The 26,176-nt window shown below is 65.7% G+C and carries 27 protein-coding genes; 7 read left to right on the top strand and 20 right to left on the bottom strand.

All coding sequences use genetic code 11. The features are described from left to right. The 3 genes from coxB to A9975_RS07315 all read right to left on the bottom strand — a co-directional run bounded on the left by coxB (position 1) and on the right by A9975_RS07315 (position 3,109). A complete protein-coding gene (gene coxB, locus A9975_RS07325) occupies positions 1-1,263 on the bottom strand; it encodes a cytochrome c oxidase subunit II (protein WP_183032045.1) in 1,263 nt (420 codons plus the stop codon). Between the two features lie 57 nt (positions 1,264-1,320). Next, positions 1,321-1,830, bottom strand: coding sequence for a DUF2244 domain-containing protein (locus tag A9975_RS07320; protein ID WP_183032058.1), 510 nt, complete (start codon positions 1,828-1,830; stop codon positions 1,321-1,323). Between the two features lie 265 nt (positions 1,831-2,095). After that, complete coding sequence (locus tag A9975_RS07315; RefSeq protein ID WP_220810653.1) at positions 2,096-3,109, bottom strand: methyltransferase domain-containing protein; 1,014 nt, start codon at positions 3,107-3,109, stop codon at positions 2,096-2,098. An 81-nt stretch (positions 3,110-3,190) separates the two neighbouring features. On the opposite strand from A9975_RS07315, the gene A9975_RS07310 reads away from it, so the two are divergent. Then, positions 3,191-3,973 carry a ComF family protein gene (locus tag A9975_RS07310; RefSeq protein ID WP_183032044.1) on the top strand — a complete coding sequence of 261 codons (783 nt, stop codon included), beginning with the start codon at positions 3,191-3,193 and terminating at the stop codon, positions 3,971-3,973. A 94-nt stretch (positions 3,974-4,067) separates the two neighbouring features. Beyond that, positions 4,068-4,538 carry a tRNA (uridine(34)/cytosine(34)/5-carboxymethylaminomethyluridine(34)-2'-O)-methyltransferase TrmL gene (trmL, locus tag A9975_RS07305; protein ID WP_183032043.1) on the top strand — a complete coding sequence of 157 codons (471 nt, stop codon included), beginning with the start codon at positions 4,068-4,070 and terminating at the stop codon, positions 4,536-4,538. Positions 4,539-4,559: 21 nt separating this feature from the next. Here the strand turns inward: trmL and A9975_RS07300 are convergent, their stop codons facing one another. The 5 genes from A9975_RS07300 to A9975_RS07280 all read right to left on the bottom strand — a co-directional run bounded on the left by A9975_RS07300 (position 4,560) and on the right by A9975_RS07280 (position 8,153). Continuing rightward, positions 4,560-5,552: a tripartite tricarboxylate transporter substrate binding protein gene (locus tag A9975_RS07300; RefSeq protein ID WP_183032042.1), complete on the bottom strand. Its 993-nt coding sequence runs from the start codon at positions 5,550-5,552 to the stop codon at positions 4,560-4,562. 7 nt (positions 5,553-5,559) lie between these two features. Then, the gene (locus A9975_RS07295; RefSeq protein ID WP_183032041.1) at positions 5,560-6,576 is read right to left on the bottom strand and encodes an NAD(P)H-dependent glycerol-3-phosphate dehydrogenase; all 1,017 of its coding nucleotides are present in this window, start codon (positions 6,574-6,576) and stop codon (positions 5,560-5,562) included. Between the two features lie 117 nt (positions 6,577-6,693). Continuing rightward, positions 6,694-7,212, bottom strand: coding sequence for a protein-export chaperone SecB (secB, locus tag A9975_RS07290; RefSeq protein WP_043343340.1), 519 nt, complete (start codon positions 7,210-7,212; stop codon positions 6,694-6,696). 164 nt (positions 7,213-7,376) lie between these two features. Beyond that, positions 7,377-7,634, bottom strand: a complete 258-nt coding sequence (grxC, locus tag A9975_RS07285; protein WP_043343338.1) for a glutaredoxin 3 — start codon at positions 7,632-7,634, stop codon at positions 7,377-7,379. A gap of 105 nt (positions 7,635-7,739) precedes the next feature. Further along, positions 7,740-8,153, bottom strand: a complete 414-nt coding sequence (locus tag A9975_RS07280) for a rhodanese-like domain-containing protein (RefSeq protein WP_183032040.1) — start codon at positions 8,151-8,153, stop codon at positions 7,740-7,742. Positions 8,154-8,293: 140 nt separating this feature from the next. Between A9975_RS07280 and gpmA the strand changes: the two genes are divergently transcribed. From gpmA to A9975_RS07265, 3 genes are all read left to right on the top strand, one after another. Next, positions 8,294-9,040 (top strand): 2,3-diphosphoglycerate-dependent phosphoglycerate mutase, encoded by a 747-nt coding sequence (gene gpmA, locus A9975_RS07275; protein ID WP_150989679.1) that lies wholly within the window; start codon positions 8,294-8,296, stop codon positions 9,038-9,040. 161 nt (positions 9,041-9,201) lie between these two features. Continuing rightward, positions 9,202-10,791, top strand: coding sequence for a S41 family peptidase (locus A9975_RS07270; protein WP_183032039.1), 1,590 nt, complete (start codon positions 9,202-9,204; stop codon positions 10,789-10,791). A gap of 51 nt (positions 10,792-10,842) precedes the next feature. Further along, a complete protein-coding gene (locus A9975_RS07265; RefSeq protein ID WP_183032038.1) occupies positions 10,843-11,610 on the top strand; it encodes a molybdopterin-synthase adenylyltransferase MoeB in 768 nt (255 codons plus the stop codon). A 15-nt stretch (positions 11,611-11,625) separates the two neighbouring features. Here the strand turns inward: A9975_RS07265 and mnmH are convergent, their stop codons facing one another. The 12 genes from mnmH to A9975_RS07205 form a co-directional block, all read right to left on the bottom strand. Continuing rightward, positions 11,626-12,750 (bottom strand): tRNA 2-selenouridine(34) synthase MnmH, encoded by a 1,125-nt coding sequence (mnmH, locus tag A9975_RS07260; RefSeq protein WP_183032037.1) that lies wholly within the window; start codon positions 12,748-12,750, stop codon positions 11,626-11,628. Beyond that, positions 12,750-13,817, bottom strand: coding sequence for a selenide, water dikinase SelD (selD, locus tag A9975_RS07255; RefSeq protein ID WP_183032036.1), 1,068 nt, complete (start codon positions 13,815-13,817; stop codon positions 12,750-12,752). Before selD ends, mnmH begins: the two co-directional genes overlap by 1 nt. A 275-nt stretch (positions 13,818-14,092) precedes the next feature. After that, entirely contained in the window at positions 14,093-14,572 is a 480-nt protein-coding gene (gene bfr, locus A9975_RS07250; RefSeq protein WP_006159487.1) for a bacterioferritin, read from the bottom strand. 112 nt (positions 14,573-14,684) lie between these two features. Then, a complete protein-coding gene (locus A9975_RS37990; RefSeq protein WP_150989663.1) occupies positions 14,685-14,981 on the bottom strand; it encodes a bacterioferritin-associated ferredoxin in 297 nt (98 codons plus the stop codon). 234 nt (positions 14,982-15,215) lie between these two features. Next, a complete protein-coding gene (ptsP, locus tag A9975_RS07240; protein ID WP_043343319.1) occupies positions 15,216-16,991 on the bottom strand; it encodes a phosphoenolpyruvate--protein phosphotransferase in 1,776 nt (591 codons plus the stop codon). A 136-nt stretch (positions 16,992-17,127) separates the two neighbouring features. Continuing rightward, positions 17,128-17,397, bottom strand: a complete 270-nt coding sequence (locus tag A9975_RS07235) for an HPr family phosphocarrier protein (RefSeq protein ID WP_035861002.1) — start codon at positions 17,395-17,397, stop codon at positions 17,128-17,130. After that, positions 17,366-17,821: a PTS sugar transporter subunit IIA gene (locus A9975_RS07230; protein WP_150989660.1), complete on the bottom strand. Its 456-nt coding sequence runs from the start codon at positions 17,819-17,821 to the stop codon at positions 17,366-17,368. The genes A9975_RS07235 and A9975_RS07230 overlap by 32 nt, the downstream gene beginning before the upstream one ends. Positions 17,822-17,873: 52 nt before the next feature. Beyond that, positions 17,874-18,827, bottom strand: coding sequence for a glutathione synthase (gshB, locus tag A9975_RS07225; protein WP_183032035.1), 954 nt, complete (start codon positions 18,825-18,827; stop codon positions 17,874-17,876). Positions 18,828-18,856: 29 nt separating this feature from the next. After that, positions 18,857-20,152, bottom strand: coding sequence for a glutamate--cysteine ligase (gene gshA, locus A9975_RS07220; RefSeq protein ID WP_150989654.1), 1,296 nt, complete (start codon positions 20,150-20,152; stop codon positions 18,857-18,859). Positions 20,153-20,648: 496 nt separating this feature from the next. Continuing rightward, entirely contained in the window at positions 20,649-22,397 is a 1,749-nt protein-coding gene (amt, locus tag A9975_RS07215) for an ammonium transporter (protein WP_183032034.1), read from the bottom strand. A gap of 29 nt (positions 22,398-22,426) precedes the next feature. Then, positions 22,427-22,765, bottom strand: coding sequence for a P-II family nitrogen regulator (locus A9975_RS07210; protein WP_006159494.1), 339 nt, complete (start codon positions 22,763-22,765; stop codon positions 22,427-22,429). A 65-nt stretch (positions 22,766-22,830) separates the two neighbouring features. Next, positions 22,831-23,640: a TorF family putative porin gene (locus A9975_RS07205; RefSeq protein ID WP_183032033.1), complete on the bottom strand. Its 810-nt coding sequence runs from the start codon at positions 23,638-23,640 to the stop codon at positions 22,831-22,833. A 378-nt stretch (positions 23,641-24,018) separates the two neighbouring features. Here A9975_RS07205 and A9975_RS07200 point away from each other — a divergent pair, with 378 nt between their 5' ends. Together A9975_RS07200 and A9975_RS07195 are read left to right on the top strand one after the other, a co-directional pair. After that, the gene (locus tag A9975_RS07200) at positions 24,019-24,282 is read left to right on the top strand and encodes an accessory factor UbiK family protein (protein WP_043343307.1); all 264 of its coding nucleotides are present in this window, start codon (positions 24,019-24,021) and stop codon (positions 24,280-24,282) included. A gap of 129 nt (positions 24,283-24,411) precedes the next feature. Next, positions 24,412-25,956: a YifB family Mg chelatase-like AAA ATPase gene (locus A9975_RS07195; RefSeq protein WP_183032032.1), complete on the top strand. Its 1,545-nt coding sequence runs from the start codon at positions 24,412-24,414 to the stop codon at positions 25,954-25,956. The last annotated feature ends 220 nt before the right edge of the window (positions 25,957-26,176 follow it).

The raw sequence follows: 26,176 nt of genomic DNA, 5'->3' as shown, positions 1-26,176 counted from the left end.
TCAACCTGCGGCGCGGTCGCCCGCGGCGCTGGCCTGCTTGGCAGCGGGCTTGTCTTCCGTCTTGGGCGCGGCGTCGCCGCTCGCGCCAGGTGCGCCGCCGCCTTCGCGGAACTTGCCGGCACGCGCATTCACGAAATCGCTCGGTTGAATCACTTCACCCGTCTTGTTACCCCAGTTGTTGCGGGTGTAGGTCATGACGGCAGCGAGCTCGGTATCGGAGAGGTGCTTCCACACCGGCATGGCACCCTTGCCTTCCAGCAGGATATGCATCTGGCCGGCATCCGGGCCGTTGACGATCTTGGAGCCGTCGAGAGCCGGGAAGGCGCCGCCGCCCTTGCCGTTAGGCTGGTGGCAAACCGCGCAGTTGGCGGTGTAGACCTTCTCGCCACGGGCCTTGAGCTCGTCCAGGGTCCAGGTCTTGTTGGGATCGTCTGCCTTGGCGGCGAGCTCCTTCTTCTTGCCGTCGACCCACTTGGCGTAGTCGGCGTCGGAGACGACGCGCACGACGATCGGCATGAAGGCGTGTTCCTTGCCGCACAGCTCGGCGCACTGGCCACGGTACACGCCAATCTTCTCGGCCTTGAACCAGGTGTCGCGCACGAAGCCGGGGATGGCATCCTGCTTGACGCCGAAGGCCGGGATCATCCAGGCATGGATGACGTCATTGGCCGTCAGCACCATGCGGACCTTCTTGTTCACGGGCACCACCATCTCGTTGTCCACCTCCATCAGGTAGGTGTTCGACTTGGGGGCCTCGTTGTTGATCTGCTCGCGCGGGGTGGTCAGGGTGGACACGAAGGAAATCCCCTCGCCGTCGCCCTTCAGGTAGTCGTAGCCCCACTTCCACTGGTAGCCAGTGGCCTTGATGGTGATGTCGGCGTTGGTGGTGTCCTTCATCGCCACGACCGTCTTGGTGGCGGGCAGGGCCATGCCGATGACGATCAGGAAGGGGATGATGGTCCAGATCACCTCGACGGTGATGCTTTCGTGGAAGGAGGCCGACTTCGCGCCCTTGGACTTGCGGTGCGTGAACACGGAGTAGAACATCACCGCGAACACGCCGATGAAGATCACGGTGCACATGATCAGCATCATCCAGTTCAGCCAGTGAATCTGCTCGGCGATCTTGGTGACCGGCTCGGTCAGGTTGAGCTGTCGCACGGCGGGGCCACCTGGCATGTCTTCCACTGCCAGGGCTGCATGACCGGTGAGCAGGGACGCCCCCACCAGACACGCTGCGGATGCCTTCTTCCACATTTTCATTTGTTATCTACCCAATTTACAGATTCAAATCTGTGACTCGCCGGCCCCCGCTGCCTCTCAGAGGTAGCGCAAAGCCGATGCGAGCTCCTGCGCGAACTTTCGCCGCTTGTACGGGTCCAGAAAACACCCCACCCGCACAGCGCTCTTGCCCGAGCGCAGCAACACCAGCGCCCGTAATGATTCACCCGGTTCAACCCGCACCCATAGCGGGTTGAATTCATGCCGTGTCAGCTGCCCTGCACTGACCGAAACCACTACCAGCCTGCCGTCGACGAGGCTGACGCGCTCGTAGTCCGACGCATGCCGCCCGTGCACCAGCAGGGCGATGCCCAGCCCCAGCAGCTCCAGCCCGGCAAAGGGAAGCACGAGCCATGACCCTCGCCACGCGAAGAACAAAGCGATGGCGAGCGAAACGCTGACGATTGAGAGGTAAAACCAGCCAACCTGGCGCGGAGACAGCGAACAATTCCGCTTCATCAGCCAGTCTTTGTCCGGCGGGCCAAATCCGTCGGAACTGCCGCCGGATTTGTCTTGCGCCGTCTGGAGTGCGATACCCAAGTCTTGCATCGCCAACCTTGCATCGCCAACTACTCTGCGCTGGATGCACGCCTGGACGATTGCGCCTGGGACGCACCATTGAAGTGCGATTTTGGGCAAATTGTGCCAGGGAGACCACTGCGACAAACTGGCGCATTATAGGGCGCTTCGCCTACTCGGACAAGGCCGCTACTTGACCAAGGGGCTAGCGCGCGACAAGTTTTTGTGCATCAGTACGGTGCTCGCCATCGGCCGCTTGACTGCGCCGCCGATGCGTGCAGCAGCGCCGCGGACGTTACTTGCGCTGCCGCGCGCGCCCGATCTTGTCGAGCGGAACCACGGCGTGGCCGAGCTCATCGACAGCCTGCTTGCCGCGCGGCGCCAGCTTCCAGGCATGGCCATAGACGATCTCGAACGTAAGCGGGATCAGCCCCTCGGCATTGCGCTGGCGCTCCAGCGCGGCCAGCAGCGCTGCGTGCCAGCGGCGAGCGCGCAGCCCTCCCTGGCTCGCGCCAGCCGGCAGGCGCAGCCCGCCGAAGGCCTGCACTTCGCGCAGCAGGGTCCGCGGCGATTCATAGGTGATCGTCAGGGTCTCCATGTCCATCACGGGCGTGGACCAGCCGCTGTGCACAAGCATGTCCCCGATATCGTGCATGTCGACGAAGCGCAACGTGTGGGTGTCGCCGTCCACCTCGGCAAAGGCGGCGCGCAATTGCGCCAGCGTATCCGGCCCGAACAGCGAGAACAGGACCAGGCCTTCATCGCGGGTGACCCGGTGCCACTCCGGGAAGACCCGGTGCGGCTCGGGGTGCCAGTGCAGCGCCAGGTTGGACCACAACAGGTCGAAGCTGGCCGGGGCGAAGGGCAATGTGGCAAGATCGCCCTGCACCAGGTCGAAGGTCGGGCGCTTGCCAAGCAGGCGCCCCAGCCAACCGGACTGGCGCTGGGGATCGCGCTGGGCGGCCTCGCGCAGCATGGCGCCGGAAATATCCATCCCGGCGATCTGCGCATCGGGGTACTGGGCGCGCAGCGCGGCCAGGCCGCGCCCATGGCCGCAGCCGATATCGAGCGCGCGCGCCGGCGCAAGCCGGATCATCTGCATGCGCTCCCGCATGCGCTGGCCAATCTCGCCCAGCAGGAAGTCCAGCTGGCCGAATCCGGCGCTGCGCCGGTCGAAGGCGAGGCGGGTCAGCCGCGCGGGCGGCAAATAGGCATCGGGGGAGTCGGCGTCATGCAGGGACACGGTCAAACCAGGCAGCAAGAAACTAAGAATGAGGATGACGGCCGGCGTGATGCGGCCGTCGGGCATGCGGTGCGCGCGCCAGCGGGCGCCGCAACAGGATCGCAAGTATACGCGCCCACCGCCGGGCCTGCCGCCGACGGCCCCGACGTGCTCCATGCGACAGCTGTCCCTGTGCCGTGCCGCCTGGCGCGACCGGGCGAAGGCGCCCTGCGCCATCATGCGCGGCGCTTGCTGCGCACGCTCCTGCCGGCGGCTTGCGCACTTTGCGGCACCGTGCAGGACGAAACCGTCTGCGCAGGTTGCGCGCTGGAGTTGCTGACGCCGCTGCCGCGTTGCCGCTGCTGCGCCCGGCCGCTCGGGCACACCGCCGGGCCAGGCGCAGCCTCGCTCTGTGCCCAGTGCCGCTACGAGCCGCCGCCTTTTGACGACGCGCTGGTGCTGGGCGACTACGCCCGCCCGCAGGACGGCCTGGTGCTGGCCTTGAAGTTCGGCGGCGTGCTGCCGCTGGCGGACTGGCTTGGTGCCGAACTGGCGCGCCGCTGGCGGGCCGAGTCCGGAAGATCCGGCCTGGCGCTGCCCGATGTGCTGGCGCCGATCCCGCTGTCCGCGCAGCGCCTTGCCGAGCGTGGCTTCAACCAGTCCTGGGAAATCGCCCGGCCCCTGGCACGCCGGCTGGGTGTGCGCGCGGCGCCGACGCTGCTGGCGAGACTGCGCGATACCCCGGCCCAAGCCACGCTGGACCTGCCCGCGCGGCAGGCCAACCTGCAGGATGCCTTCGGCCTCGGGTCCGGCCATGACGTTGCGGGCAAGCATGTCGGCCTGGTCGACGATGTGATGACCAGCGGCGCCACCTTGGGCGAAGCGGCGCGGGTCCTGAAAGCCAACGGCGCGGCGCGCGTGACGCTGGTGGTCGCCTTGCGCACCCCGTAGCGCAGCCCACAGGCGCGGCGTGACAGCCGGCCCCCGGCAGGGTAAGCTGCCCAGCGTTTCACGGCTGCGGCGCCCCAGGCCCGCCCCTCCCCCCATGTTCAATGTCGTCCTGGTCGAACCCGAGATCCCGCCGAACACCGGCAATGTGATACGGCTGTGCGCCAATACCGGTGCGCGCCTGCACCTTGTCAAGCCACTCGGCTTTCCGCTGGAAGACGCGCGCATGCGCCGCGCCGGCCTGGACTATCACGAGTACGCCAGCATGCGCGTGCACGAGAACTGGGACGCGCTGATGGAAAGCGAGCGACCCGACCCGGCCCGCATGTTCGCGCTGACCACGCATGGCTCGACGCCGTTCGGCCAGGTCAGCTTCCAGCCCGGGGACTGGTTTGTGTTCGGCTCCGAAACGCGCGGCCTTGCGCCGCAGCGGCGCGAATGGTTTCCCACCGCGCAGCGCATCCGGCTGCCGATGCGGCCGGACAACCGCAGCCTCAATCTCTCCAATACCGTCGCGGTCGTGGTGTTCGAAGCCTGGCGCCAGAATGGCTTTGCCGGCGGCGCCTGAGGCCGCCGCCGGCGCACTTCCTTATTCCGGCTGCACGCCCGCAGCGCGGATCACCTTGTCCCAGCGCACCTTCTCGCTCGCCATGGTCTGGCGCAGCGATTGCGGCGCGGTGCCGGCCGGCACGAAATACTGGGCGCGCATCTTGGCGCGCACGTCCTCCCTGCCGATGATGGCCACCAGCTCGCGATAGAGCCGGTCGATCACCGGAGCGGGGGTGCCCGCCGGGGCCAGCACCGCTTGCCATGAGATCGCCTCGAAGCCGGGATAGCCGGATTCCGCCACGGTTGGCACCGCGGGCAGCAGGCTGGTGCGCCCGCTGGTGGTGACCGCGATGATGCGCAGCTTGCCGGCGCTCACCAGCGGCATGGCGATGGCCGGCACCATGAAGCCGGCCTGCACCTGGCCACCGACCATGGCGGTGGTGATCTGTGCAAACCCCGGATAAGGGATGTGCTGCAGGTCGATACCGGCGGCCGCCTTGAGCTGCTCCATGGCCAGGTGGGCAGCGCTGCCGTTGCCTACCGACCCGTAGTTCAGCACCCCCGGCCGGGAACGGGCCAGGGCCACGAACTCCCGCACGTCATGCACCGGCAGGCGGGCATCCACCACCAGCACATTGGGCGAAGTCGCCACCAGCGACACAGGGGCGAGCTGGCGCACCGGGTCGTAGCCGAGATGGCGCGACAAGGTGGGCGCGGTGACCAGCGGCCCATTGATGGTGAGCAGCAAGGTATAGCCGTCCGGGGCGGCCCTGGCCACCATGCCGGTGCCGATATTGCCGCCGGCGCCCGGACGGTTCTCCACCACGACCGCTTGTCCGAGCGCTGCGGCCAGCTTCTCGGTCAGCAGGCGCGCGATCAGGTCGGGAGAGGACCCGGCCGGGAACGGCACCACCATGCGGATCGGCTTTACCGGCCAGGGCTGGGCTGATGCGGGCGCAGCCAGCGCGGTGCCAGCCACCCCGGGCACGGCGAAAGCGGCAAGGGCTTTCAGGACGCGGCGACGATCTTCCATCGCGCGTTCACTCATCGCGCGCATCGCGCTGGAGCAGCCGCGCCACCGCATCGGCGGCGGGCAGCCCCTCGAAGAGCACGGCACATACCGCGCGCGTGATCGGCATGTCGACGCCCTTGGCCGCGGCCAGCGCCGCCACGGCCTGCGCGCAGCGCACGCCTTCGGCAACGTGGCCAAGCTCGGCCAGAATCTGCGCCAGCGTCTTGCCCTGCGCCAGTTGCTGGCCGACCTTGCGATTGCGCGAGAGGTCGCCCGTGGCGGTCAGGATCAGGTCGCCCATACCGGCCAGGCCCATGAAGGTTTCGACGCGCCCTCCCAATGCCATGCCGAGCCGGGTCATCTCGGCCAAGCCGCGCGTCACCAGTGCGGCGCGCGCGTTCAGTCCAAGGCCCAGGCCGTCGCTGGCGCCGGTGGCAATCGCCAGCACGTTCTTGACTGCGCCTCCCACCTCGGCGCCGACCAGGTCATCGCTGCCGTAGATGCGCATGGCATGGTGATGGAAAGCCTGCTGAGCCAGTTCGGACAGCGCCGGCGAAGTGCCCGCCACGGTCAGCGCGCAGGGCAGGCCCAGCGCCACTTCACGGGCAAAGCTGGGGCCGGTCAGAACGCCGTAGCTGGTGTCGGCGAGACGACCGGCGGCGGTGAGCTCTTCCCGCACCATCTGGTGCGGCAACGCATTGGTGCCGGCTTCGAAGCCCTTGCACAGCCAGAGCATGCGCAAGCCCCCGGCCTGGCTCGCGGCCAGCCTGCGCGTCATTTCACGCAGGCCCGAGACCGGCGTGGCTACGATCACCAGGCCATCGGGTTCGACATCGGCATGCGCCGCGGCCCGCTCGAAATCGGGTTCCACCACGAGCCGCCCGGACAGCGGCACGCCGGGCAGGTAGGTGGCATTGACGCGATCGGTGCCAATAGCAGCCAGCTGGGCGGCATCACGCCCCCACAACACCACATCGTGGGCCGCGGCGGCGTGGCTGGCGAGCGCGGTGCCCCAGGCACCTGCACCGAAGACAGTGATTTTCATGGCGGTTTGCCTCGCTTGTTCGGCCTCGAAGCCTTAAGCCTTGCGCGCCACGAATGACGCGAACCGGAAAGACAAAACGGGGCCGAAGCCCCGTCTTTGCGACATCCTGCAGCAGGATCAGTGACGAGCCTGGCTGCCGTCGGGCATCACGATGCCGCTGTTGCCACCTTGCGCGGTTTCCGCTTCTTCCATCGCGGCCTGCAGGCGCTGTTCGTACAGGGCCTGGAAGTTGATTTCCGACAGATGAATGGCCTGGAATCCGGCGCGGGTGATCACGTCGGCGATATTGCTACGCAGGTACGGGTAGAGAATGGTCGGGCAGGCAATGCCCAGCAGCGGGTCGAGCTGCTCCACCGGCACGTTGCGGATATCGAAGATGCCGGCCTGGTGGGCTTCCACCAGGAAGGCAACCTTGTCCTGCACCTTGGTGGTCACGGTACCGGTCACCACGACCTCGAAGATGCCTTCCTGGAGCTGCGAGGCACCCACGTTCACCTGCACTTCCACGGCCGGCGCTTCGGTCTCGAGGAAGATGCCGGGCGAATTCGGCTGCTCGAGCGACATGTCCTTCAGGTACACGCGCTGGATGTTGAAGAACGGCTGGTCTTCCTGCTGATTGTTCTGCTGGTCGCTCATGAAAGGCTTCCGGAAAAAATGGGCGTTGGGGGCCAGGCGTGCGGGACATTGGCACCCTGGGCGGGATTGGCCCAGGGTCACGGCCCGGGTCGGCACCCGGTTGGAAAACGTATATGGTACATGACGCGGGTGGCGAATTCACCCGCGGCGAGACAGGCGGCGCGTCAGGCTGCCAGCAGCGGCACCAGGCCACCCTGGCGATCGAGCGCCGAGAGGTCGTCGAAGCCGCCGACATGGGTCTCGTCGATATAGATCTGCGGCACGGTGCGGCGACCGGTGCGGCTCATCATTTCCTCGCGCTTGCCGGGCTCGCGGTCGATCAGGATCTTCTCGATCGCCTCCACGCCCTTGGCCTTCAGAAGGCGCTCGGCCATCTGGCAATACGGACAAACTACCGTGCTGTACATTACAACGCGGGCCATGCGCATCTCCTTGAAAAACGGAATCCGGAGGTTGGTCGGGTGCTCGCATGCCGGGACAGCGGCGGCAACGGAGGACGTGCCCCCGGCGCCGCTTGCCTGCGCCGCTTACTTGACGACGGGCAGACCGGCTTGCTGCCAGGCGGCAAGGCCGCCTTCGAGCGAATAGATCTCACTGTAACCGGCTTCCTTCAGGGCTGCTTGACCCTTGCCCGAACGCTGGCCGGTCTGGCACACGACGATGATGGGGACGGACTTGTCCTTTGCAAGGCTGGCGGCACGGCCTGCCAGGTCGGAAAGTGGCGCACTCTTGGCTTGCGGCAGGTGGCCCTTGGCGTATTCGGTGGCTTCCCGGATATCCACGACCACGGCATTGCGCTTGTTGATCAGCTGGGTAGCGGCGGCCGGGTTGACGGTCTTGCCGGAGGTTCCGCGCGAGATGGCGGGCCACGCCAGCAGGCCGCCCGACACGACGGCGAGGGCGATCAAGGCAAGGTTGTTGTAGTCGGCGAAGAAATTCACGTTGGCATTCCGGTGGGTTGAGTCGGCGGCATTATAAAATAGACGGTTTGGCGCCCGCGACCCGCTATTGTCTCCTAGTTGACACATGTGCGGCGGTATGTGGCAGGGCGCACACAGGTTTCTCACGCTTTGGAAGCAGCATGTACAAACTCGTTCTCATCCGCCACGGCGAATCCACGTGGAATCTCGAAAACCGCTTCACCGGCTGGGTCGATGTCGACCTCACCGACACCGGCGTGGCCCAGGCCAAGCTGGGCGGCAAGCTGCTGCGCGAGGCAGGGCTGGCCTTCGATGTAGCCTACACCTCGGTGTTGAAGCGTGCCATCCGCACGCTGTGGCACGTGCAGGACGAAATGGACCTGATGTGGATTCCGGTGCGGAACGAATGGCGCCTGAACGAACGCCACTATGGTTCGCTGTCCGGCCTGAACAAGGCCGAGACCGCCGCCAAGTTCGGCAACGAGCAGGTGCTGGTATGGCGCCGCAGCTACGACACCCCGCCGCCGGCACTCGAAGCGGACGATCCGCGTGCGGCTTACGACGATCCGCGCTACGCTCAAGTGCCGCGCGAGCAGATTCCGCTGACCGAATGCCTGAAGGACACAGTCGAGCGCGTGCTGCCGCTATGGAACGAATCCATCGCCCCCGACATCAAAGCGGGGAAGCGCGTGGTAATTGCCGCCCATGGCAACAGCATCCGCGCGCTGGTGAAATACCTGGACCAGATCTCGGATGACGACATCGTTGGCATCAACATCCCCAATGGCACCCCGCTCGTGTACGAGCTGGACGCCGACCTGCGCCCGCTGCGTCATTACTACCTGGGCGACCAGGAAGCGATCGCAGCCTCCCTGGCCGCCGTGGCGAACCAAGGCAAGGCAAACTGAGGCCCAGGCCGGGCGCGCGCCGCGAGGCTCGCCCGGCCCCCTCAGGCAGTGGACCGGGCCTTTTTTGCTGCTCCCTCTTATACTGTCGGACAAATCCGGCCGGTGCGATGCGCCAGGCCGGCTCCGACACAGCACAATCCTCACACGTTCAGGCAGCCCTCATGCGTAAGACGCTCAAGAACATCAGTCTTGTTACTGCCGGACTCGTTGCCGGCGTGCTCGCCACGCTGCAACTATCGGCCACGGCGCAGAATTCGCCGGGACCGCTGCCGCTGGAGCAGTTGCGCTTGATGGCCGACATCTTCGGCCAGATCAAGCGCGAATATGTTGAGCCGGTGGATGACAAGAAGCTGCTGACAGAAGCCATCAAAGGCATGGTCGCCAGCCTGGATCCGCATTCGGCCTATCTGGACGAGAAGGACTTCAAGGAACTGCAGGAAGGCACGCGCGGACGCTTCGCCGGCCTGGGGATCGAAATCTCGCAGGAAGAAGGGCTGGTCAAGGTGATCAACCCGATCGAAGACACCCCCGCCTTCCGCGCCGGCATCCAGCCCGGCGACCTGATCACCCGCATCGACGACAAACCCGTGCGCGGCCTGCCACTGGAGCAGGCAGTCAAGCGCATGCGCGGCGAGCCGGGCACCAAGGTCACGCTGACCATCTATCGCAAGAGCGACGAACGCACCTTCCCGGTGTCGATCACGCGTGCTGAGATCCGCGTGCAGTCGGTCAAGGCCAAGCTGATCGACAATGACCGCCTCGCCTGGGTCCGCCTGACCAGCTTCCAGGAACGCACGGTGGCCGACCTGGGCAAGAAACTGGACGAACTGGCCCAGAAGAACCCCAACCTGAAGGGCGTGATCCTGGACCTGCGCAACAACGGCGGCGGCGTGCTGCAAGGCGCGGTCGGCGTGGCGGCGGCATTTCTGCCCGACGACGTGACCGTGGTCTCGACCAATGGCCAGGTGCCAGATGCCAAGCGCGTCTACAAGACCACGTTCAACAACTACCGGCTGTCCTCGCTCGAGGACGATCCGCTCAAGGACCTGCCGGCGCTGTATAAAAAGATCCCGATGGTGGTGTTGACCAACGCCTACTCGGCGTCGGCCTCCGAAATCGTCGCCGGCGCGCTGCAGGACCACAAGCGCGCGCTGATCATGGGCAAGACCACGTTCGGCAAGGGCTCCGTGCAGACCGTGCGCCCGCTCACCAACGACACCGGCATCAAGCTGACCATCGCGTACTACTACACGCCCACGGGCAAGTCGATCCAGGCCAAGGGCATCCGCCCTGACATCCCGGTCGACCAGAACCCGGAAGGCGATCCTGACGACGCGCTGATCACCCGCGAGATCGACACCGAGCGCCACCTGCACAACAAGCAGGAATCGGAAGAGCCCGAGATGAACGAGCGCGAGCAGCGCCGCGTCGAGGAACTGCGCCGTCTTGAGGAAGAAAACGCCAAGAAGACGCCGGAAGAGCGCGACAAGGAACGCAAGAAGAAGCCGATCGAGTTCGGCTCGGCCGAGGACTTCATGCTGCAGCAAGCCATCGCTCAGCTCGAAGGCCAGCCGGTCAAGCGCTCCAAGTCCAAGCTCGAAGCCGTGGCCACGTCGGACAAGCCGTCCAAGTCAGCGGCAACCAAGACGGCTACCCCGGCCAAGCCGGCCACCAAGGCACCGGCCGGGGCGCAGCCGGCCAGCGCCCCGATCGGAACGCCGCTGGGCACGCCGACCGGCAAGGCTCCCTGAAATCCTGATGAATAACAGCGGCCCTGCGGGGCCGCTTTTGCATTGCACGCCATGAACGACGATCAACTGCTGCGCTATTCGCGGCATATCCTGCTCGACGAACTCGGCATCGAGGGCCAGAGCCGGTTACTCGCCAGCCACGCGCTGGTGATTGGCGCGGGCGGCCTGGGCGCCGCCGCCCTGCCCTACCTGGCCTCGGCCGGCGTGGGCACCATCACCGTGGTCGATGACGACGTGGTCGACCTGACCAACCTGCAGCGCCAGGTGATCCATACCACCGCCAATGTCGGACGCCCCAAGGTGGAATCGGCGCGGGAAGGCATGCTGCGCATCAACCCGGGCATCGACGTGCGCCTGGTACAGGCGCGCGTGGGCGCCGCAGAGTTAGCGCGCCTGGTGGCCGATGCCGACGTGGTGCTCGATTGCTGCGACAACTTCGACACGCGCCAGGCCGTCAACCGCGCCTGCGTGCAGCACAGCGTGCCCCTGGTGTCCGGCGCGGCCCTGCGCTTCGACGGGCAGATCAGCGTGTTCGACCACCGCCAACAGGGCGCGCCCTGCTACGCCTGCCTCTTCCCGCCCTCGCAGCCGGCGCAGGAAGTGGCTTGCGCCACCATGGGCGTGTTCGCGCCGCTGGTGGGAATGGTGGGCACGGTGCAGGCGGCCGAGGCCCTCAAGCTGCTGATGGGCGTCGGCACCACCCTGGCCGGCCGCCTGTTGATGGTCGATGCGCTTGGCATGGAATGGACCACGATGCGCCTCGCGCGCGTGGCCGATTGCGAAGTCTGCGGCGGCGCGCACGCGCAAGCCGCCCCCTAGGCGGCCTGCGCGCGTTCAGGCGCGTGTGCGCTCACGCAGGAAAGCCAGCACTGCGGCGCGCTCGCCGCGGAATACGATCCTGGCCTCGCGCTGCGCGCGCTGGTAGGCGTACATCGGATCGTAGTATTGCTGCAGCAGCAAGGTGATCCAGCCCAGATGCAGGTCGGTCTCGCCCGTTTCCTCCTGGCGCGCCAGCGCTTGGTCCAGCAAGTTCGAGAGCCGCTCGTAGCGCGTGCCGCCCAGCCGCTTGGCAATGGCCCCCATGGCATCGCGCAGGCGCGCCGCGTAAGCGGCGAAACCCGCCTGCTCCCCCAGTGCCGCCATGAATTCCGCCGACAAGCCGAGCACGTAGTCTTCCAGCACGCGGCGCACGCGCGCCTCGAAGGATTCCTCCAGCCAGACCAGCGGCGCCGCCTGAATCGCCTGGTAGAAGGTCTGCGGCAGGTTGCGCGCGCCGATGAAGCGCCCCTCGTCCTCGACCACCAGCGCCGGCAGCCCAGCCGCGCGATGGCGCAGCAGCGAAATCGCCAGGCCGTTCTCGAAATCGATCTGCGTGGGCTGCGCCACCGTGCGCCGGCCAAAGCTGGACCCGCGGTGGCGAGCCTGGCCCTCCAGGTCGATGGCGGCGTCCCGGCTGCCGCTCGGGCCTGTGACCAGGTCGGCGATCAGCTCGGTCTTGCCGCTCCCGGTCATGCCGCCCAGCACCAGCAGGCTGCATGCGGCGGCGGCCGCATCCAGGGTCTCGATCAGGAAGCTGCGCATCGCCTTGTAGCCGCCCGTCACACGCGGATAAGCGATGCCGGCATCCTCGCGCAGCCATTGCTGCACGATCTGCGAGCGCAGGCCGCCGCGGAAGCAATACAGGTAGCCGTCGGGATGCGCCCGCGCAAAGGCCGCCCAGCCCGCGGTTCGCGCCGCGCGGATTTCGCCGGTCACCAACTGGTGGCCCAGCGCGAGCGCCGCCTGCGGCCCTTGCTCCTCATAGCACAAGCCAACCTGGTGCCGCTCGGCATCGTCCATCAGCGGCAGGTTGACTGCACCCGGAAACGCGCCGCGCGCGAACTCCACCGGCGCGCGCGCATCGAGCAGCGGCGCGCCAGACACAAAGAGCTGGCGAAAGTCGGCCGTATCCTCGCGCATCAGATCACCTCGACGGCGTACCGGCCCTGCTCGACAAACTCGCCGACCGGCGCCAGTGCCAGGCCAAACTCCGCGCAGGCGGCATGGAAACCGGCCTCGCCGGCGGGCTCGACTGCCACCAGCAAGCCGCCGCTGGTCTGTGGATCGCACAGCAAGGCGCGCCGCACCTCGCTCAACGCACCGCCCTGGTTGTCAATCCCGGCGCCGATCCGCGCGCCGTAGCTATCGAAGTTGCGCTGGGTGCCGCCGGGCACGCAACCGGCCTCGACGTAGCGCAGCACTTGCGGCAGCAACGGCACGGCGGCGTGGTCAAGACGCGCTGTGAGACGGCTGCCGTCTGCCATTTCGACAAGGTGCCCAAGCAGGCCAAAGCCAGTGACATCCGTCATGGCTCGCACGCCGGCCAGCTTGCCGAAGCGGCTGCCGGGACGATTGAGCACGCACATCCAGTCGCGCGCCAGGTGGATATCCTCGGTGCGCAGCTTGCCCTGCTTCTCGGCGGTGGTCAGCACGCCGATGCCCAGCGGCTTGGTCAGGTACAGACGGCAGCCGGCGGTCGCGGTGTCATTGCGTTTCAGGTGCGCGCGGTCGACCACGCCAGTCACTGCAAGCCCGAAGATGGGCTCCGGCGCATCGATGGAATGCCCGCCGGCAAGCGGGATGCCCGCTTCCTCGCAGGCACGGCGCCCACCCGCCACCACTTCGCGCGCCACCTCGGGCGGCAGCAGCTTGACCGGCCAGCCGAGGATGGCGATGGCCAGCAGCGGATCGCCGCCCATCGCATAGATGTCGCTGATGGCGTTGGTGGCTGCGATGCGTCCGAAGTCGAACGGGTCATCCACGATGGGCATGAAGAAATCGGTGGTGGAGACCACGCCGCGGCCCTCCTCCAGCCCATCCAGCGCATAAACCGCCGCATCGTCGCGCGAGGCATTGCCGACCCACAGGCGCGGATCAAGATGCTGGTTGCCGCTGCCGGCAAGGATCACGTCAAGCACCTGCGGCGAAATCTTGCATCCGCAGCCGGCACCATGGCTGTACTGCGTCAGGCGGATCGGGTCTGCCATGATGCTGGCTCCTGTCGTTTGGTTTGGTGTGGTGTGTTGCGTTGTGCGATGCCGATTCGGCTCCCTTCTCCGCAGCATTCTCCGCAGCATAGGCGGATCGCGCTCAAGCTGGCGCGAGCACCGACCCTGGCAAGGGCGGCGAGGCTGGGGGGAAGAATGGGAATCTGAATGATAAGGGTTACCGCCTGGATACGGGCGGAACCGGCAGCACCGAGTGGCGCCGCGCGGTTGCGGCCACTGGGTTCTTGCGAACTCGCGGCCGGCTGCTGGGCGGCTTATTGCTCGCCCGGCTCCATCTGCGATTGCAGATAGTTCGGCAGGCCAACCTTGTCGATCAGGTCGAGCTGCGTCTCGAGGAATTCGATGTGCTCTTCGGTATCGGTCAGGATCTCGACCAGGATCTCGCGGCTGACGTAGTCGCCCACCGATTCGCAATACGTAATGCCTTCCTTGACGGTGGCATGCGCGCCTTGCTCCAGCTTCAGGTCGCACTTGAGCATTTCCGGGGTGTCTTCGCCCAGCAGCAACTTGTTGAGGTCCTGCAGATTGGGCAGACCGTCAAGCATCAGGATGCGGTCAATCAGGCGATCGGCATGCTTCATCTCGCCAATGGATTCCTTGTACTCGATATCGCCGAGCTTCTTCAGGCCCCAGTGGCGGTACATGCGAGCGTGCAGGAAGTATTGGTTGATCGCGGTCAGCTCGTTCTTCAGCTGCGCGTTCAGATGCTGGATGACCTTCTTGTCACCTTTCATTGGAGGCTCCTTGTTGCAACGGACCCCCGCAAAAACGCGAAGCGGCGCAAGACGCGCCGCAGGCAGTCAAAACAAGCGAACACGCGCCGCAACCTGATAGTTACGGGCGAATTTAAGCAACCAGCTCAGTGCGCTGGTCGTTCGCGACTGCCGGGTCCCGAGTGTCCATTATGGCACGTGGGCCCGACGACGAACAGGAAGAAATGGGCACGACCTGGATGGTGGAGACCTTGACGCTGCGCACCGCCGCGACGCCTTCGCACAGCACCTGTTGGGCGCATTCGCGGCAGCGGCCACAGCAGGTGCCAACACCCAGCGTTTCAGCCAGCTCGTCGAGCGTGGACACGCCTAGATGCACAGCACCATGAATTTCTCGGTCGGTAACCTGATTGCAGATGCAAACGTACACAAATCCCTCCTTGGGAGAGGGGTGACACCGGCATGTCACCCGCGATGTACGTCAGAATATCAGAGATCGAAAATGATAACAATTCCCATTAAGCCACAAAGGGCACATGCCAAGGACGCGGCACTTAGCCCGGGGATTGCAGAGACAGGGAACGTCACAACCGAGAGAAAAGTGCCCCAAAAACCATCTGCGTGGCGTTGGATTTTCGTAAAAACCTTAAGGGAATCAGGGTTGTCAGAGCAGTTTCAACGCGCAAGCCAGCTCCTCCGGCTCGTAAGCGCTCAGCACCTGCTCCACCAGCCGCTCCAGCCGCTCGCAATCGGCATGCAGGACTTCCTGCTTGACCCGCAGCAATTGCGAGGGATGCATCGAGAACTCGCGCAGCCCCATGCCCAGCAGGAGGCGCGTCATGGCGGGGTCCCCAGCCATCTCGCCGCACACCGCGACCGGCACGCCAGCGCGGTTGGCCTCGCGGATGGTGCGGGCGATCAGCTGCAGCACCGCCGGGTGCAGCGGGTCGTAGAGATGCGCCACGGCATTGTCGGCACGGTCGATGGCCAGCGTGTACTGGATCAGGTCGTTGGTGCCAATGGAGAGAAAATCCATGCGCCGCAGGAACAGCGGCAGCATCAACACGGCGGCCGGGATCTCGATCATCGCCCCGACCTTGATGTTGGGGTCGAACGCCTGGCCGCGCGCGTCGAGCTGGCGTTTGGCCTGCGCGATCAGGTCCAGGGTCTGGTCGATCTCGCGGGCATGCGCGAGCATCGGGATCAGGAGCCGTACCGGCCCAAAGGCCGAGGCACGCAGCAGCGCGCGCAACTGGGTCAGGAACATGGCCGGCTCGGACAGCGACCAGCGGATCGCCCGCAAGCCCAGCGCCGGATTGAGGGCCGTCTCGAAATCGTCGCCGCGGCCATCCCGGCCGTCACGGCCATCCAGTGGCTTGTCGGCGCCGATGTCGATGGTGCGGATCGTGACGGGCAGCCCGTGCATCGCGTCCACGGCGCCGCGGTAGGCCTCGAATTGCTCTTCCTCGTCGGGCAGTTCGCCGCGCCGGTTCATGAACAGGAATTCGGAGCGGAACAGGCCCACGCCAACCGCACCCGCGGTCAGCGCCGCGGTGGCATCTTCCGCCATCTCGATGTTGGCCAGCAGGTCGATCTCCAGCCCGTCCAGCGTCACGGCAGGCGTATGGCGCAGGCGCTGCAGGCGCTTCTTTTCCAGCGCGCGCTCGCTTTGCCGGTGGCGGTACTCCTCGAGGATGATCGCGGACGGATCCACGATGACCAGGCCCGCATCGCCGTCGATGATGACCCAATCGTCCTGGCGGATCAGCTCACTGGCACTCTGCACGCCTACGGCGGCCGGGATGTCGAGGCTGCGCGCCACGATGGCGGTATGGGAGGTGCGTCCGCCAAGGTCGGTCACAAAGCCGTGGAACACGGTGTGGCGGAACTGCAGCATGTCGGCCGGCGAGATGTCGTGGGCGACCACGATCACGCCTGGCGCGGGCTCGCCGTCAGGAGCCAGGGAGGAAGGTGGCACCGGGGCCGGAGCCAGCACGGCCGCGCCGGCCAGCACCTTGAGGATGCGCTCGACCACCTGGCGGATGTCCGCCTTGCGTTCGCGCAGGTATTCGTCCTCGATTTCGTCGAACTGGCGCATCAGCTCTTCGAGCCGCGTGGTCAGCGCCCATTCGGCGTTGTAGCGCCGGTTGCGGATCAGCGCTTCGGGCTCGCGCGCCAGCGCCTCGTCATCGAGGATCATGGCATGCACGTCGAGGAAGGCGCCCAGTTCTTCCGGCGCCTCGCGCGGCAGATCCCGCTTGAGCGTGACCAGCTCGGCCCGCACCGCCGCGCGCGCCGAACGCAGGCGCTCGACCTCGGCATCAAGCCGGTCTTCGTCGACCAGGTAATGGGAGACATCAAGCGCGGCAGGCGCCAGCAAATGCGCGCGCCCGATGGCGACGCCGCGCGAAACCGGGATGCCGTGCAGGGCAAATGGCATGTACCGCTCCGTCAGGAACGTTAAAAAATCTGGCCAGGGCCAGCCACCTTGGAAACGGCTTCAGGATGCGGCAAGGCGGCCCCGGCCAGGCCCGCTGCGGCGCTCGGTGCCGCCGCCTTTATCCCATACCGGCCTCCTACTCCCCTTCGCCGAAGCGATTGGCGATGAGCGCCAGCAACGCGTCCATGGCCTCTTGCTCATCGGGCCCGTCGGTCTCGATGGTCACGGTGGAGCCGATGCCGGCGGCCAGCATCATCACACCCATGATGCTTTTGGCGTCAACCTGCCGACCATTGCGCGACATCTTGACCTGACTGACGAAGTTGCCCGCCAGTTGCGTCAACTTGGCGGAAGCACGGGCATGCAGCCCAAGCTTATTGATTATGTTGGTGTCCCTCTGCAGCATATTTGTCGGGATGATTTGCGATTTGGTTCTGGACGGTGGTGGAGCCCACCTGCAGCACACCCTGCGAGCCCCCCGCCAGCGCCTTGAGGGCGAGCTGATCGAGTTTCTCGGCACGGTAGCAGATGGCACGCACCAGCATGGGAAGGTTGACGCCGGCAAGCACCTTGACGCGGCCCGGCTCGGCGAGGCGCGCGGCAATGTTGGCCGGCGTGGCGCCAAAGATATCGGTCAACACCAGCGCGCCGTTGTCTTCGCAGACTTCGGCCAGGCGGCGCCGGGCCTCGGCCAGCACGGCGGCGGGCTCCGCGTCCGGCATGACGTCGATCGCCTCGAGCCGTTGGGGCTGGCCGCAATAGACGTGGGCGGCGCACTCGCGCAATGCCGAAGCCAGCGGGGCGTGCGCGATGATCAGGATGCCTGCCATGGTGGTGAATCCGTTGGATTGACGCGATTGTAGCAGGCAGCCCGCCCGTGATTCAGCGCGAACGAGCCTGTACCGCGTGCTCGAGGGCGTCGATGAACATGGCAGCCACCTGGAACCCGGTCTGCTGCGTGATTTCCTGGAAGCACGTCGGGCTGGTCACATTGACCTCGGTCAGGTAGTCGCCGATCACGTCCAGCCCGACCAGCAGCAGGCCTTGTTCCCACAGGCCCGGGGCCAGCGCCTCGGCGATCTCGCGGTCGCGCGCCGAGAGCTCCTGGGCGCGGCCGGTGCCGCCCGCCGCCAGGTTGCCGCGCACTTCGCCGTCCTTGGGAATACGCGCCAGCGAGTACGGCACGGGCACGCCGCCGATCAGCAGGATGCGCTTGTCACCGTCCTTGATCTCGGGAATATAACGTTGCACCATCAGGGTGCGCGCACCGTTTTCCCCCAGCGTCTCGATGATAGCGCCAAGATTCAGCCCATCCGCGCCAACCCTGAAGATGCCCATCCCGCCCATGCCATCAAGCGGCTTGAGAATCACATCACGATGCTCCGCGTGGAACGCGCGAATACGATCCTCGTCACGGGTGACCAGGGTCGGCGTGATGTATTCGGGATAGCGGGCAATCGCCAGCTTTTCGGAGTGGTCGCGGATCGCCTGCGGCTTGTTGAACACATTGGCGCCCTGCGACTCGGCCAGCTCCAGCAGCCAGGTGCTGGTCACATACTCCATGTCGAAGGGCGGATCCTTGCGCATCACGATCGCATCGAAGCCGGTCAATGGCTGCAAGCCGGGCTCGCCCGCGCGGTACCAGTCATGGGCGTCGCCCGTTAGTTGCAGCGGGCGCACCACCGCCTCGACCTGATGGGCCGAAAGCGACAGTTGCGACTGCAGGCAGGCGAACAACTCATGGCCGCGCTCGACCGCCTCGACCATCATGGCGTAGGTCGAGTCCTTGTAGGTCTTGAAGGTGTCCAGCGGGTCGGTAATAAACAGAATGCGCATGTTGGCTCGTCCCGGTCGCAGCGTTTGTCTCAGAGAATCGGATTGGGGTCGGTCTTCTCGAGTTCCAGCGACGCCGCCAGCAAAGCCAGCCGCGCCACCACACCATACATATAGAAGCGGTTCGGCACGGCCGCGCCCGGTTTGGCATGGCTGTCCGGAATGCCGTTGGGCGCGAACGCCAGCGGCACGAAATGCGCGCCCGGCGCGTTCAGGTTCTCGTCGTTGCCGCGGCCGGTATGGACGCGGTAGAAGCCGCCGACCACATAGCGGTCGATCATGTATACCACCGGCTCGGCCACCGCCTCGTTGACCTTCTCGAAGGTGTGCACGCCTTCCTGGATGATGACGTCGTTGACCTCAAGGCCCTCCTTGACGACGCTCATCTTGTTGCGTTCCTTGCGGTTCAGCCCCTTGATCTCGGACGGATCCTTGATGGTCATGATGCCCATGCCATAGGTGCCGGCATCGGCCTTGACCACCACATACGGCGTTTCCTTGATGCCGTACTCGCGGTACTTCTTGGCGATCTTCTTGAGGACGCCTTCGACCGCGTCGGCCAGCGCCTCCTCGCCAATGCGCTCATGGAAATCGATGCCCCCGCACTTAGCAAAGTACGGGTTGACCATCCACGGATCGATGTCGATCAGCTTGGCGAACTTCTTGGCGACTTCGTCGTAGGCCGAGAAATGGCTCGACTTGCGGCGCGTGGACCAGCCCGCGTGCAGCGGCGGCAGCAGGTATTGCTCGTTGATGTTCTCCAGGATCGGGGGAATGCCGGCGGAGAGATCGTTGTTGAGCAGGATCGAGCAGGGATCGAAGTCCTTCAGCCCCAGGCGGCGGCCACGCGCGCCAAGGCGGGCCAGCGGCTCCACCACCAGCGTCTGGCCATCGGGAAGCTCGATCGGCGTGGGTTCGGTGATGTCTTCGGACAGCGAGCCCAGGCGGACGTTGAGACCGGCCTGGCGCATGATCAGCGACAGCCGCGCCACGTTCTGCAGGTAGAACATGTTGCGGGTGTGGCGCTCGGGGATCAGCAGCAGGTTCTTGGCGTCGGGGCAGATCTTCTCGATCGCCGCCATCGCCGCCTGGACTGCCAGCGGCAGCATTTCAGGCGCCAGGTTGTTGAACCCGCCCGGGAACAGGTTGGTATCGACCGGGGCCAGCTTGAAGCCGGCGTTGCGCAGGTCGACCGAACAGTAGAACGGAGGCGTATGTTCCTGCCATTCCAGCCTGAACCAGCGCTCGATGGACGGCGTCGCATCCAGGATCTTTTTTTCCAGCTCGAGCAGCGGACCGTTCAGCGCGGTGATGAGATGCGGGACCATAAACATCCTATTGATCGTCTTTATCGTTCGCCCAGATTGTAGAGGAACGGCCAATTGGCTGCTGGCGCCGCCTGAATAAGCATATGCGAGCGCCGGCATAAGGGATAAGGGATACGGATATGGGGATGGGGGCCCGGAATAAAAGGGGGAGGCCCTAAGAGGAATCCGAAGCACTTCCGGGCGGCCTGCCAGCAAGGCCGGGAGGCAAAAAAAAGCGCGACCGGAGCCGCGCTTTCAAATGGCCTGACAGATACGGGGAGCGTTCTGCAGGTGGAGGAAACTGCCTCACTGGCACTGTATGTGCGCCCCCCCTCAAAAACAATTGAAGCTTTTTAAGATCGGATTTAAGCACTTTGCGAAAAAACCGCCGGCCCCGCGTTCCGCCTGGCCCGGCCGCCCGCGGCGGACGCCTGAAATGAAAAAAGCCCGGCACAAGGCCGGGCGAAACTCCTGAGAGAAGATTCCCAATCAGCTCTCCAGCACAACACCTTTACGATCAGGCCTCATACGCGGTCTCGCCGTGCGAGGTGATGTCCAGGCCCTCGCGTTCTTCTTCTTCCGGCACCCGCAGGCCGATCAGCATATCCACCAGCTTGAAGGCGACGAAGGCCACCACACCCGACCACACGATGGTGGTGAGCACGCCTTCGAACTGGATCCACACCTGGCCCACGATCGAATAATCGTCCGAGACCTTGTTGGCCACGTAGTCATAGATACCCGTGCCGCCCAGGCTCGGCGCGGCGAACACGCCGGTCAGCAGCGCACCCAGGATGCCGCCCACGCCGTGCACGCCGAAGACGTCGAGCGAGTCGTCCATGCCCAGCAGCTTCTTCAGGCCGGTTACGCCCCACAGGCACAGCAGGCCGGCGGCGATGCCGATCACGATCGAGCCCATCGGGCCGACGAAGCCGGCCGCCGGGGTGATGGCCACCAGGCCAGCCACTGCGCCCGAAGCGCCGCCCAGCATCGAGGGCTTGCCCTTGCTGATCCATTCGCCAAAGGTCCAGGACAGCACGGCAGCGCAGGTCGCCAGCAGCGTGTTGACGAAGGCCAGTGCGGCCGAGCCGTTGGCTTCCAGCGCCGAGCCGGCGTTAAAGCCGAACCAGCCGAACCACAGCAGCGAGGCGCCTACCATGGTGAAGGTCAGGCTGTGCGGACGCAGGGCCTCACGGCCAAAGCCGATCCGCTTGCCGAACATGAAGGCACCCACCAGGCCAGCCACGGCTGCGTTGATGTGCACCACCGTGCCGCCAGCGAAGTCGAGCGCGCCCTTCTGGAACAGCCAGCCACCCTTGGCAGTAGCTGCCGCGCCGGCTGCCGCGTCGGTGTACAGGTCAGGACCAGGCCAGAACCAGACCATGTGGGCCATCGGGATGTACGAGAAGGTGAACCACAGCACCACGAAGACCAGCACCGCCGAGAACTTGGCGCGTTCGGCGAAAGCGCCGATGATCAGGCCGCAGGTGATGGCTGCAAAGGCGCACTGGAAGGCGAAGTAAGCCAGTTCCGGTACCACCACGCCCTTGGAGAAGGTGGCAGCCACGGCATCGGCATTGAGCCCCTTCATGAAGAGCCGGTCGGTGCCGCCAAAGAAGGCGTTACCCTCGGTGAAGGCGAAGCTGTAGCCGTAGATGGCCCACAGCAGCGACACCAGCGAGAAGATCACCAGGCACTGCATCAGCACCGACAACATGTTCTTCGAGCGGACCAGGCCGCCGTAGAACAGCGCCAGGCCAGGCAGCGTCATCAGGATCACGAAGGCCGTGGAGACCAGCAGCCAGGCGGTATCGCCCTTGTTGGGCACCGGTGCGGGCGCTGCCGCGGCGGCGGCGGGAGCGGCGGCGGCTGCCGCTGCGGGCGCTACCGCCACGAGCGAGATCTCCACCACGCGCGCTGCCTCGGCGTTGCCGACCTTTTCGACCTCATCGGGCTTCTTCATCACGATGGCGTCGTCAGGCACGCCAGCGGCCTTGAGCGCGGCAGCCACTGCCAGGGCGCGCTGCTTGGCCAGCTCGGCATTAGCTGCCGCGTCGCCGGTGGTATCGGTAAAGCCCGACACCTGGACCTTGGAGCCCGCGTTCGCCTTGACGAACTCTGCCACCTTGGCGGCCGCCGCGGCGCCGTCCGCGGGCAATTCGGCCTTGCCCAATTCAAAACTCAGCTTGGCGCCAGGAAAATCGGCTGCGCGGGCCAGGCCGCAAATGCTGAACAGCAGCGCGAACGCCACCAGAAAGCGTCTCATGAAGTTTGTCATTTGTTTTTTCTCCTCGCTCACAGCGCGTCGCCGCCGGTTTCGCCCGTGCGGATGCGGATGACCTGCTCGATCGGTGCGACGAAAATCTTGCCGTCGCCAATCTTGCCGGTGCGCGCCGATTTCTCGATCGCCTCGATGGCCCGGTCGACCACGTCGTCCGGGACGGCCACTTCGATCTTCACCTTGGGCAGGAAATCCACGATGTACTCCGCGCCCCGGTACAGCTCGGTATGGCCCTTCTGGCGGCCGAAGCCCTTGACTTCAGTCACGGTGATGCCGGACACGCCCACGTCCGAGAGCGCTTCGCGCACCTCGTCGAGCTTGAACGGCTTGATGACGGCGATGATCAGTTTCATCCGATTTCTCCTCTGAGCGGGACGGCCCGGCCTCGCGTCCGGCGCCCGCTCGACCTGATGCGTGTTTAGAAAGTCTTGGTGATCGAAGCCCAGGCGGTAGCCTTGCCGACGTAGCGGCCCGGTACATTGGTATAGGCCGATTTGTGCGCATTGGTGTCGATATAAGCGATCGCCAGCGCGAAGCCCTTGCCCAGGTCCTTGGTCAGCCCGAGCTTCCAGTCGGTGTAGGAGGCGCTGTTTACGTGCTTCACGTTCTGGTATCCGACGTGGGCATTGAGAGTCAGGTCCCAGAAGTTCAGCGGCACATTGGCCGACAGGTCGGCGTAGTAGCTGTACTTGCTGTCAGCGAAGCCGAACAGGTTGGTCAGCGCCTGCGAGTACTTGAAGAACACCGGGCCAGCGCCGGCGCCGACATACAGTTCCGTGGTGTACGGGCGGGTGAAGCCGTTCGGGTAATCGCCCGGGTAGTAGTACTGCAGCACGCCTGCGTCATAGTTCCACTCCAGGCCGGCCAGCGTCACCGTGTTCTTGAAGCCGCCATAGAAGTCCATCTCGATCGGTGCCGAGACTTTCGGATTGCTGTCGCCGAGCCAGCTGATGCTCGAGTTCCAGTTACCCACGTAGAAGCCGCTCGAATGCGAGTAGTCGAACCCGCCCTGGATGGCCGGGCGGCGGTTGGTCTGCATCAAGCCGCGATAGCGATACTCACTGGCCAGGGTCACGTTGGCGGTGAAGGTGTGCGGCGAAGCCTCGGCGGTGGCAGTGGCGTCGGTAGGTGCACCGCCCTCCTGCGCATTGCTCTGGGCGAAGGCGGCGGGGGCGAGCCCGCAAAACACAACTGCACTGGCGCTGACTGCAAGGGCCAACTTCTTCATGGGTTTGTTCTCCTTTTCCTCTGGCTCGGTACTTGTGTGTTTGAAAATAGTTTGTAAAACGAGGCTCCTGTCTCCATTACTGCAACTGCCGTGCCAGGATGGAACCGTGGCATGAGAAAGTCATTTTGTGCGCGAAAAGACATCAAAATGGACGAGGCCGACTGTCTCCCAGCGAACTTACGGACGTTAAAAGGTGTTACCAGCCCGCGCTGGCGCTTTCCCGGCGACGCTTGAAGCGTGATAATCGGCCCATGCCGGCGGCAAGTGCCGTGCACGCACCGCGTTTGCCCGCACCCCGTTTCGGTGCACCGCGATGCAGCATGCCGAATCCCGCCCACCCAATTATCCGCACCAGGACGGTGCAAAAGGAGAACCAGTATGAAACCCACCGATCTCTTCAACGATTTCCAGGCCAAGATCAGCGAAGCCCTGCGCAATTCGCCGGCCAAGGACATCGAAAAAAACGTTCGCAGCATGATGACGCAGGGGTTTTCCAAGCTCGACCTGGTCACCCGCGAGGAATTCGACGTGCAATCGCAGGTGCTGGCGCGCACCCGCGCGCGGCTGGAAGAACTGGAAGCCCGCGTGCAGGCGCTGGAAAGCCGCTCGGCAGGCGGCTCCGACACGCCTGTTTCGGGCTGAAACCCTTGCCGCATCCCGTGTTTGCCCCAGGGGCCCGATGACCCCGGGCGCAGCCCTCGACCGCCAGAATGGCCGCCGTATTCCGGCGGCCATTTTCGTTAACACTTCCTTGATGCTTTTCGGAGTGAGATGAGCCTCGCCCTCCTGCGTAGCCGGGCGCTGACCGGACTCGAGGCACCGCTGGTGTCGGTCGAGGTGCACCTGGCCAACGGCCTGCCCGCCTTCAATATCGTCGGGTTGGCCGATACCGAAGTGCGCGAAAGCCGCGAGCGGGTACGCGCGGCGATCCTCAACAGCCAGCTCGAGTTTCCCAGCCGGCGCATCACGGTGAATCTGGCGCCCGCCGACCTGCCCAAGGAGTCCGGGCGCTTCGACCTGCCGATCGCGCTTGGCATCCTGGCCGCAAGCGGGCAAGTCCCGCTGGATGGCCTGGATGCCAGCGAGTTCGCCGGCGAGCTGTCGCTGTCCGGCGAATTGCGCCCCGTGCGCGGGGCACTGGCCATGGCCATGGGCCTGGGGCGCGACAACGCGGCACGGCAAGCCGCCGGCGAAGGCCCGGCGCGCAGCTTTGTGGTGGCGGCGGAAAACGCGCCCGAGGCGGCCCTGATCGACGGCGTCACGGTATATGCGGCGCGCTCCCTGCTGGAAGTCTGTGCTCACCTTGGCCCCCTGCCCGCGGACCGCCTGGCACGCGCGCAGCCACTGGTGGAGATCGCGGCAGGAGACCCGGCCGGCCCCGACATGCGTGACGTGCGCGGACAGGCGCAAGCGCGCCGCGCCATGGAGATCGCGGCGGCGGGCCAGCATTCGGCACTGCTCGTCGGCCCGCCCGGCACCGGCAAGTCCATGCTGGCCCAGCGCTTTGCCGGCCTGCTGCCGCCCATGACGCTGGACGAAGCGCTGGAATCCGCCGCGGTGCAGAGCCTGACCGCCGCCGGCTTCCATCCCGCCCGCTGGCGTGAGCGGCCCTACCGCTCGCCGCACCACACCGCGTCGGCGGCGGCGCTGGTGGGCGGCGGCAGCAATCCCCGGCCGGGCGAGATCTCGCTGGCCCACCAAGGTGTGTTGTTCCTGGATGAGTTGCCTGAATTTGACCGCAAGGTGCTGGAAGTGCTGCGCGAACCCCTGGAATCCGGCCGCGTCACCATCTCGCGCGCCATGCGGCAAGCCGACTTCCCGGCGCGCTTCCAATTCATCGCCGCGATGAACCCCTGTCCTTGTGGCTATCAGGGGCACCCTTCCCGTCCTTGCCGTTGCACCCCTGACCAGGTGCTGCGCTACCAGTCCAGGCTATCGGGACCGTTGCTCGACCGGATCGACCTGCAGGTGGAAGTGCCGGCGCAGGATCATCAGGAAATGTTCGACGGCCCGCCCGGAGAGCCCAGCGCCGACGTGCGCCAGCGCGTGCTGGCCGCCCGGGCCGTGCAGCAGGCCCGGCAGGGCAAGCCCAATGCCGCCCTGTCCGGTCGCGAGATCGACGAATACTGCCCGCTCACGCCCGAGGCGCAGGCATTGCTGCGCGGCGCCATGGCCAAGCTGGCCTGGTCGGCGCGCGCCTATTTCCGCGTATTGAAGATCGCCCGCACCATTGCCGACCTGGCGGGCACCGAGCCATTGCAGCCGAGCCATGTGGGCGAGGCTATCCAGTACCGGCGCGCCTTGCGCACACCCTAGCCATTCACGCCCGGCGCGGCGGCACGGCCACAGGAGGCTCCGACGGCGGTGGGGGCTCTTCGATCGGAGGGAGGTCGGGCGGCACGCCCGGCGGCAGCGGATCTTCGGCCGGCGGCACGGTGTGGACCGGTCGCGCATGCAGTGGAGCCTGCTGGGGGGAAGAGCTTCGCATTGCTTGCCTCCGCTTGGGTCGTCTTCGTCTTACCTTATTGAAGCAAAC

The sequence above is a fragment of the Cupriavidus sp. UME77 genome, from assembly GCF_014170355.1.
In the GTDB taxonomy this organism is placed as follows: domain Bacteria; phylum Pseudomonadota; class Gammaproteobacteria; order Burkholderiales; family Burkholderiaceae; genus Cupriavidus; species Cupriavidus basilensis.
The sequence above is the reverse complement of the archived record's forward strand: the minus strand, read 5'-3'. Positions and strand labels throughout refer to the sequence as shown.

Excerpts from the sequence above, each read along its gene's own strand:
- gshA (WP_150989654.1), bottom strand. The coding sequence starts at position 20,152 with ATGGTCCCGCATCTCATCACCGCGCTGAACGGTCCGCTGCTCGAGCTG.
- A9975_RS07300 (WP_183032042.1), bottom strand. The coding sequence starts at position 5,552 with ATGGAAGATCGTCGCCGCGTCCTGAAAGCCCTTGCCGCTTTCGCCGTG.
- A9975_RS07195 (WP_183032032.1), top strand. The coding sequence starts at position 24,412 with ATGAGCCTCGCCCTCCTGCGTAGCCGGGCGCTGACCGGACTCGAGGCA.
- amt (WP_183032034.1), bottom strand. The coding sequence starts at position 22,397 with ATGAGACGCTTTCTGGTGGCGTTCGCGCTGCTGTTCAGCATTTGCGGC.
- grxC (WP_043343338.1), bottom strand. The coding sequence starts at position 7,634 with ATGGCCCGCGTTGTAATGTACAGCACGGTAGTTTGTCCGTATTGCCAG.
- A9975_RS07205 (WP_183032033.1), bottom strand. The coding sequence starts at position 23,640 with ATGAAGAAGTTGGCCCTTGCAGTCAGCGCCAGTGCAGTTGTGTTTTGC.
- gshB (WP_183032035.1), bottom strand. The coding sequence starts at position 18,827 with ATGCGCATTCTGTTTATTACCGACCCGCTGGACACCTTCAAGACCTAC.
- A9975_RS07320 (WP_183032058.1), bottom strand. The coding sequence starts at position 1,830 with ATGCAAGACTTGGGTATCGCACTCCAGACGGCGCAAGACAAATCCGGC.
- A9975_RS07315 (WP_220810653.1), bottom strand. The coding sequence starts at position 3,109 with ATGCCCGACGGCCGCATCACGCCGGCCGTCATCCTCATTCTTAGTTTC.
- mnmH (WP_183032037.1), bottom strand. The coding sequence starts at position 12,750 with ATGCGCGAGGATACGGCCGACTTTCGCCAGCTCTTTGTGTCTGGCGCG.
- coxB (WP_183032045.1), bottom strand. The coding sequence starts at position 1,263 with ATGAAAATGTGGAAGAAGGCATCCGCAGCGTGTCTGGTGGGGGCGTCC.
- gpmA (WP_150989679.1), top strand. The coding sequence starts at position 8,294 with ATGTACAAACTCGTTCTCATCCGCCACGGCGAATCCACGTGGAATCTC.
- A9975_RS07270 (WP_183032039.1), top strand. The coding sequence starts at position 9,202 with ATGCGTAAGACGCTCAAGAACATCAGTCTTGTTACTGCCGGACTCGTT.
- A9975_RS07230 (WP_150989660.1), bottom strand. The coding sequence starts at position 17,821 with ATGGCAGGCATCCTGATCATCGCGCACGCCCCGCTGGCTTCGGCATTG.
- secB (WP_043343340.1), bottom strand. The coding sequence starts at position 7,212 with ATGAGCGACCAGCAGAACAATCAGCAGGAAGACCAGCCGTTCTTCAAC.
- A9975_RS07265 (WP_183032038.1), top strand. The coding sequence starts at position 10,843 with ATGAACGACGATCAACTGCTGCGCTATTCGCGGCATATCCTGCTCGAC.
- A9975_RS07200 (WP_043343307.1), top strand. The coding sequence starts at position 24,019 with ATGAAACCCACCGATCTCTTCAACGATTTCCAGGCCAAGATCAGCGAA.
- bfr (WP_006159487.1), bottom strand. The coding sequence starts at position 14,572 with ATGAAAGGTGACAAGAAGGTCATCCAGCATCTGAACGCGCAGCTGAAG.
- A9975_RS07295 (WP_183032041.1), bottom strand. The coding sequence starts at position 6,576 with ATGAAAATCACTGTCTTCGGTGCAGGTGCCTGGGGCACCGCGCTCGCC.
- A9975_RS07210 (WP_006159494.1), bottom strand. The coding sequence starts at position 22,765 with ATGAAACTGATCATCGCCGTCATCAAGCCGTTCAAGCTCGACGAGGTG.
- ptsP (WP_043343319.1), bottom strand. The coding sequence starts at position 16,991 with ATGCCATTTGCCCTGCACGGCATCCCGGTTTCGCGCGGCGTCGCCATC.
- trmL (WP_183032043.1), top strand. The coding sequence starts at position 4,068 with ATGTTCAATGTCGTCCTGGTCGAACCCGAGATCCCGCCGAACACCGGC.
- selD (WP_183032036.1), bottom strand. The coding sequence starts at position 13,817 with ATGGCAGACCCGATCCGCCTGACGCAGTACAGCCATGGTGCCGGCTGC.
- A9975_RS07235 (WP_035861002.1), bottom strand. The coding sequence starts at position 17,397 with ATGCTGCAGAGGGACACCAACATAATCAATAAGCTTGGGCTGCATGCC.